The organism is Parashewanella hymeniacidonis (assembly GCF_016900895.1).
GTDB classification, from domain to species: Bacteria; Pseudomonadota; Gammaproteobacteria; order Enterobacterales; family Shewanellaceae; genus Parashewanella; species Parashewanella hymeniacidonis.
On the sequence record NZ_JAFEUN010000171.1, the window covers coordinates 1 to 5,601 of the forward strand.

Consider the following 5,601-nt stretch of genomic DNA (forward strand, 5'->3'; position numbering starts at 1 on the left):
GCACAGCTTGTTACTCTTCGTTGCCAGTGCTAACAATAGCTCACTATTGCCGCACACTGTCGCCTTGATTAACAAGTTGTGCATTCTCGCTGAAATCGAGCATCTTCAGGTATCATGGGTATATCAGATTACATTTAAGCCATAAGCTGGCCTTGATAATTATTCGACCACCTGAGTAACTCTACACGATTTCGTGATTGAGTCTTTCTGAAAATAGACGACAAGTGAGCTTTAACGGTGTGTTCACTGATGCATAGTCGATAGGCTATCTCTTTATTTCTTGCGCCGCTTGAAACGAGTTGAATAACGGTTTTTTCTCTTAAAGTAAGCATTTGCCACATTGCAACGCTTTCTTCGTTTTTTCCAAGTTGAGCTTCAGGTTTTATATTCTTTACTAATCCCTTAAGCATCTGGCTCATCATTTTACGATCGTACCAAAGCTCTCCGTTTAGCATTCTTTTTATGCCTGTGAGCAATAAATCCATACCGATATCCGAGTATAGGATTCCATGAACACCTAGCACAACGGCTGAATCTTCAGAAATCTTATTTCGTTCCGCTTGATAAATTGCAATTGGTAGCTCTTTGATTAATCTAGCAACGACAAGTGGTAATCCCTTACTGTCTTGCGGCATCCCCTTTTGAGGTATCAAACAAAAACAATCAGAACGTTTCGAGTGAAGAATCACGTCAGAAACATTTTTAAGTACCTTCACTTTTATTCCAACCGATTGCGCAAGGGTTGCCAAGTGACACGGAGTATCGAACTCGTGAAGAAAAAGTAATTCCTTTACTTGATTCATTTCACATTCTCCCTAAATGAAACTTATGTACACTGTATAAAATATAACGTTTATACTTTGCTCTTAGTAGATTATGTTGAGTAACGAGGTTAACATAATATTTACATTTGTAAATCCTCGTTATTGATACAATTTACTACGTATTATTTTGTGGTTCTTTGTTATTCCAAAAGCCTTTTTTCACGCCTTGTTCTATGAGCTCAATTACTGCAAGTTCAATAGCCTGTGTAACACAAAGTTGTACAGGTTCATTTGTACTGTATCCAACTTCTGCCTCAGCTAAACGGCTCAGGCTAGTGAATCGTGTTAGTCCTGCTCTTATTTCTTGTGAGAATATTTTCTTAGTCGTGTTTACGGATAGCATGACTTTCCCACTGTGGACATCGATCGCACGAAGGTAAATCGTCACTTGGTCTTCACGGTAAAGTTCTGATGCTCCTACACCAAAATAAGCGCCACCCATACCTCCAGTACTTGTGTTGGTTTCGTAGCTAATGATGCCACCTTCGAGCAGTAAACGGGCATTAGCTAAATTAGGAATCGCACTATTGCCCTTATTGTTTTTAGCTTTGTTTTTTTTGATGATTTTTCTTTCAGTCAACAGATTTTGTAATCCTTCACGCTCTACGGGAATAAACCAGTCAGTATCAAGCAACGTTTGCAGAAGAATCGCATTGGCACCTTGAGTTACAGCCGTTGAGAAAGAGCTTACATTTTGTTGAGGTTTGTATTGGCCTGTCTGATCTCTGAATGAGTACACCGCAACAGGAATCGTAAACTTAGGTTTTGGCTTAGATTTTAATTGAGTCAAAATTTTACTCGGACGATTAATTTCTGCTTCAGATAAGTTAAAGTCAGGCTTTGGGAGTAAACCACAACCACTTATTGAGATACAGAAAGCTATTAGAATGATTTTTTTCATGGTTATCTCCTTAAGGTGTAGGTTGTCGCATGATAATAGTAGTTACTTCACCGGTCAGTTCATTAGTGATTTGAACTTCAAATCCACCATCTCCTAAATCAATAACTAAAATTTTATAATCACCCGCATCGTATTCGCCTGCAGGGTTTTCTTCTCCATCTGCAAATTTTCTGGTTATGCTATTGATTATGCTTCTTTCAAGTGACTGTTTATATCTATCAACAAAATTAGTTTCTCTACTTTCTGAATTGTCATTTTGGGCACTTGCTTTAGAAAGCAAAAAAGAACCATTGAGTGGGTTGCCGCCAAAAGTTGGGTTAATTGGCGTGTAAATAATCTCTGTAGCACTGGCACTTGCACAACAAATAGCTGTCGCCAAGATCAAAGTTTTAATTTTCATTTTTATCCCTAAAAAGTTAATAGCCATCCATTTCACTGTTAATCGCACCAGTGAGTTCATTGGCTTTTATTTTTGCTAAATAGTCAATTGTAAATAAAATAGCTTGCTTTGCTCTATCTTCAACTGAACTCATTCGCCGTCCGAAATGAGTTTGATAGATTTTTTGATTATTTATTTCTAACGTGAGGAGAGTGCCAGCTTGGGGAAAAACAGTTTCATGGATAATGACGTTATAACCCTGAGTATGAGGAATTTCTCGCCAGTAGCTGGAGTAGTAGAAATTGAAGTCCTTACCAAATCGAGTCAAAGTGCGATCGATTACAAGGCCATCCAATTCAATTTCTTGATTGGCAAATGAATGAACAGGTGGTTGAAACAGCATGACCAACGCTGCACATACCATCAATTGCATGATGATTTTTTTCATATAGTTATAATTTCTATTTTAATTTTTTATTTTGGACTTATACCCCTAATAAAAAATGCTTGTTGACTCCTCCAACAAATGCATCTTTTTCAAAGCAGCGTTAAGTCCTTATAGCGCTGAATTAATACTTACCCTATCAACATCTGTAGAATACGCCACCCTAGCCGCGATAGAAAAAGGCATTACGGGGTTAAATAGTACAAAGGTACTAGGACGAATAATTTAATTATCTAGTATTAGGGGCTGTTGAAGTTAATGCATGTGAGATGCATTGAAACAACCGAATTGCTGTAATGGATATAACTATGAGAAGTGATGGACTAACAAAGAGTAAATACTTATAACTTTGATATATTGTGTTTGGTATACACTTTAAGTGTTACTTTAAACCAGAGTCGAGTATGAATTCAGCCAAAGCGCATTGTTTTATGATTGCCGCTACTATTTTAATCGCCAGTTCGTTTCCCGTATCAGCTTTAGTTACACACGAAATTCATCCAATTTCATTGACGCTTATGCGTTTTGTTATTGCCGTTATTTGCTTAGCGCCATTTGTTTTGGGAAAAATGAGTTATCGAAGGATGTTAGCAACGGCATTTCCTAAAGGTATAGCAATCAGTATTTTTTATTCAGGCTATTTTATTCTCATGTTTATGGCACTGGCGCACACAAGTGTGGTCAACACAGGTACGATTCACACTCTTACGCCACTGATTACCGCTATTTTTAGTATGGTTGTATTTAAAACACAGATTAAAAAAGTTGAATTAATTGCCTATTTATTTGGTGTGGTGGGTACTGTTTGGGTGGTGTTCAAAGGCAGTTGGTTGGAGTTAGTTTCACTAGAATTGAATCGTGGTGACATATTGTTTATCGGTGCAGCGCTAAGCATGAGTACTTACATGATTATTATGAAGTTGGTTTATGGTAAAGAAGCCGTCGTCGTAATGACATTTTGCACATTGGTCGGTGGAGTATTGATAATGAGTGGGGCGTTAGTTCTTTTAAACATTCCACTTAATTGGCAGTTGCTACCCACAAATGAAATTAAGGATATGGTTTACCTCGCTATCTGCGCAACGTTATTAACTTCGTATCTAATCCAAAAAGCACACACAGCACTCACGCCCGCAAAAGTCACCGCATACATTTATTTGAACCCTGTATTTGTTTTGTTCATCAGTAGTCTTTATCATTTTCAACTGCCAAACTTTAAAATATTGCCGGGTATCATTTTTTCAATTTTCGCCACCATTGTGTTGCAAAAATACGCAGTTTCTAGTGTCAAAGTAACGAGAAAGGGGGATTAAGTATGTGTGAAAAGATTACACTGTTTAATGGTTTTAATTGTACTTTCGTTTCCGAACGCATTAAATAACACGTCATCTATTCTTCGAGAGTCTTTGAATTTATTACGGGATTAATTCTTACGTTATGGTTTTTTTCGAACTTGAATTCAAGCTATAAATGACATCAAATGTCGAAACTCTTCTTACTTGGCATTGTGCTTTATTTAGGTTTAACCGCAATGAACATGGTACAAACCTTGGGTGAGATTGAGATACAAAAAGTGCGGAAATAATATCCGCACTTTTTATAGAATACCGCCAGAACTACTACTTCGCAGCCATAAACGCAACAGCGTTGTCTAGCATGCGATTACTGAAACCCCATTCGTTGTCATACCATGACATGACTTTAACTAGACGACCGTTTACACGAGTTTGTGTCGCATCGAAGTTCGAAGAATGAGCATCATGGTTGAAATCAATAGAAACTAGAGGTGCTTCATTTACATGTAATACACCAGCCAATTTATCTGTTCCAGCTGCTTTCTTGATGATTTCGTTAACTTCTTCAACAGAAGTATCACGTGAAGCAATAAAAGAAAGGTCAACAAGTGAAACGTTTGCTGTTGGTACTCGAACAGCCATTCCGTCAAACTTACCTTGTAGAGCAGGTACAACTAAACCAACTGCTGCAGCAGCACCAGTTTTAGTTGGGATCATTGATAGCGCAGCTGCACGAGCACGACGAACATCAGTATGATAAACGTCAGATAGACGTTGGTCATTGGTGTAAGCGTGAATTGTTGTCATAAGGCCTGATTCAATGCCAAGCTCATCATTTAGAGGCTTAGCGAAAGGCGCTAGACAGTTAGTCGTACAAGATGCGTTAGAAATTACAGTCATATCAGCTGTTATTTCGTCATGGTTAACACCGTAAACGATAGTCGCATCTACGTTTTTACCCGGAGCAGAAATGATAACTTTTTTTGCACCAGCTGCTAGGTGAGGTTGAACTGCTTCTTTTGATTGGAAGATACCAGTACATTCGAACACGATATCAATATCAAGGTCAGCCCAAGGTAGTTTGCTTGGATCACGCTCTTGGTAAGTCATGATCTTGTCGCCATTTACATAAATCGCTTCATCATCATGATCAACCTTAGCGTTAAAACGACCATGAACAGAATCATACTTCGTTAAGTGTGCGTTGATAGAAGCATCGCCCAAATCGTTTAATGCCACGATTTGGATTGGGTAATCTTTTTCGCTTTCATAAAGAGCGCGAAGTACGTTTCTACCGATACGGCCATAACCGTTAATAGCAACACGGATTGTCATTTGGTATCCCTCAAAGTGGATGAGAAAAAATAATTTGGTTATAAAATTACAAAAATGACGATATCAGTCAAGCTTTAGCTGATGATATGTCATGTAAAACCAGTAAAATGTGTAAATTTTTTAACACACGTCCCGAAACTGATATTTTTATTTCTATTTTTAGTAATAAAATTCAATTTGGCAGAGTTGTTGCGTTTCTAGCAAACTCTTGTGTTTTTCATCAGACGCAAAGACGTTAATTTATCATCCTTTAAGTCATTCATTTCGTGACCAGACTCTCAGCTTAGATAATTCATCAAGGCTCATATCGTAATTCAAACTGCTCTGATAAACTTGCTTGAGCGTTTGCCTTTGAGATTCTTTTCAAAATGGAAATTTTCAGCATAGTTAACCTGATTAGCAACAAGAAATGCTACGAAAGG

At 37.8% G+C, this 5,601-nt stretch carries 6 protein-coding genes; 1 reads left to right on the top strand and 5 read right to left on the bottom strand.

The genetic code is table 11. The annotated features are described in order from the left end of the window. Positions 1-134: 134 nt before the first annotated feature. The 4 genes from JQC92_RS20615 to JQC92_RS20630 all read right to left on the bottom strand — a co-directional run bounded on the left by JQC92_RS20615 (position 135) and on the right by JQC92_RS20630 (position 2,552). Complete coding sequence (locus tag JQC92_RS20615) at positions 135-803, bottom strand: helix-turn-helix transcriptional regulator (RefSeq protein WP_205001418.1); 669 nt, start codon at positions 801-803, stop codon at positions 135-137. A 136-nt stretch (positions 804-939) separates the two neighbouring features. Then, entirely contained in the window at positions 940-1,725 is a 786-nt protein-coding gene (locus tag JQC92_RS20620; RefSeq protein WP_205001419.1) for a CsgG/HfaB family protein, read from the bottom strand. A gap of 10 nt (positions 1,726-1,735) precedes the next feature. Beyond that, the gene (locus JQC92_RS20625; RefSeq protein ID WP_205001420.1) at positions 1,736-2,125 is read right to left on the bottom strand and encodes a curli assembly protein CsgF; all 390 of its coding nucleotides are present in this window, start codon (positions 2,123-2,125) and stop codon (positions 1,736-1,738) included. Between the two features lie 16 nt (positions 2,126-2,141). Further along, a complete protein-coding gene (locus tag JQC92_RS20630) occupies positions 2,142-2,552 on the bottom strand; it encodes a curli production assembly/transport protein CsgE (protein WP_205001421.1) in 411 nt (136 codons plus the stop codon). Positions 2,553-2,953: 401 nt separating this feature from the next. Here JQC92_RS20630 and JQC92_RS20635 point away from each other — a divergent pair, with 401 nt between their 5' ends. Further along, positions 2,954-3,862 carry a DMT family transporter gene (locus JQC92_RS20635; RefSeq protein ID WP_205001422.1) on the top strand — a complete coding sequence of 303 codons (909 nt, stop codon included), beginning with the start codon at positions 2,954-2,956 and terminating at the stop codon, positions 3,860-3,862. Between the two features lie 306 nt (positions 3,863-4,168). Here the strand turns inward: JQC92_RS20635 and gap are convergent, their stop codons facing one another. Further along, positions 4,169-5,179 carry a type I glyceraldehyde-3-phosphate dehydrogenase gene (gap, locus tag JQC92_RS20640; RefSeq protein WP_205001423.1) on the bottom strand — a complete coding sequence of 337 codons (1,011 nt, stop codon included), beginning with the start codon at positions 5,177-5,179 and terminating at the stop codon, positions 4,169-4,171. Positions 5,180-5,601: the final 422 nt, after the last annotated feature.

What these genes read in the sequence shown, in the direction of transcription:
- JQC92_RS20615 (WP_205001418.1), bottom strand. Translation starts at nt 803, where the DNA reads ATGAATCAAGTAAAGGAATTACTTTTTCTTCACGAGTTCGATACTCCG.
- JQC92_RS20620 (WP_205001419.1), bottom strand. Translation starts at nt 1,725, where the DNA reads ATGAAAAAAATCATTCTAATAGCTTTCTGTATCTCAATAAGTGGTTGT.
- JQC92_RS20625 (WP_205001420.1), bottom strand. Translation starts at nt 2,125, where the DNA reads ATGAAAATTAAAACTTTGATCTTGGCGACAGCTATTTGTTGTGCAAGT.
- JQC92_RS20630 (WP_205001421.1), bottom strand. Translation starts at nt 2,552, where the DNA reads ATGAAAAAAATCATCATGCAATTGATGGTATGTGCAGCGTTGGTCATG.
- JQC92_RS20635 (WP_205001422.1), top strand. Translation starts at nt 2,954, where the DNA reads ATGAATTCAGCCAAAGCGCATTGTTTTATGATTGCCGCTACTATTTTA.
- gap (WP_205001423.1), bottom strand. Translation starts at nt 5,179, where the DNA reads ATGACAATCCGTGTTGCTATTAACGGTTATGGCCGTATCGGTAGAAAC.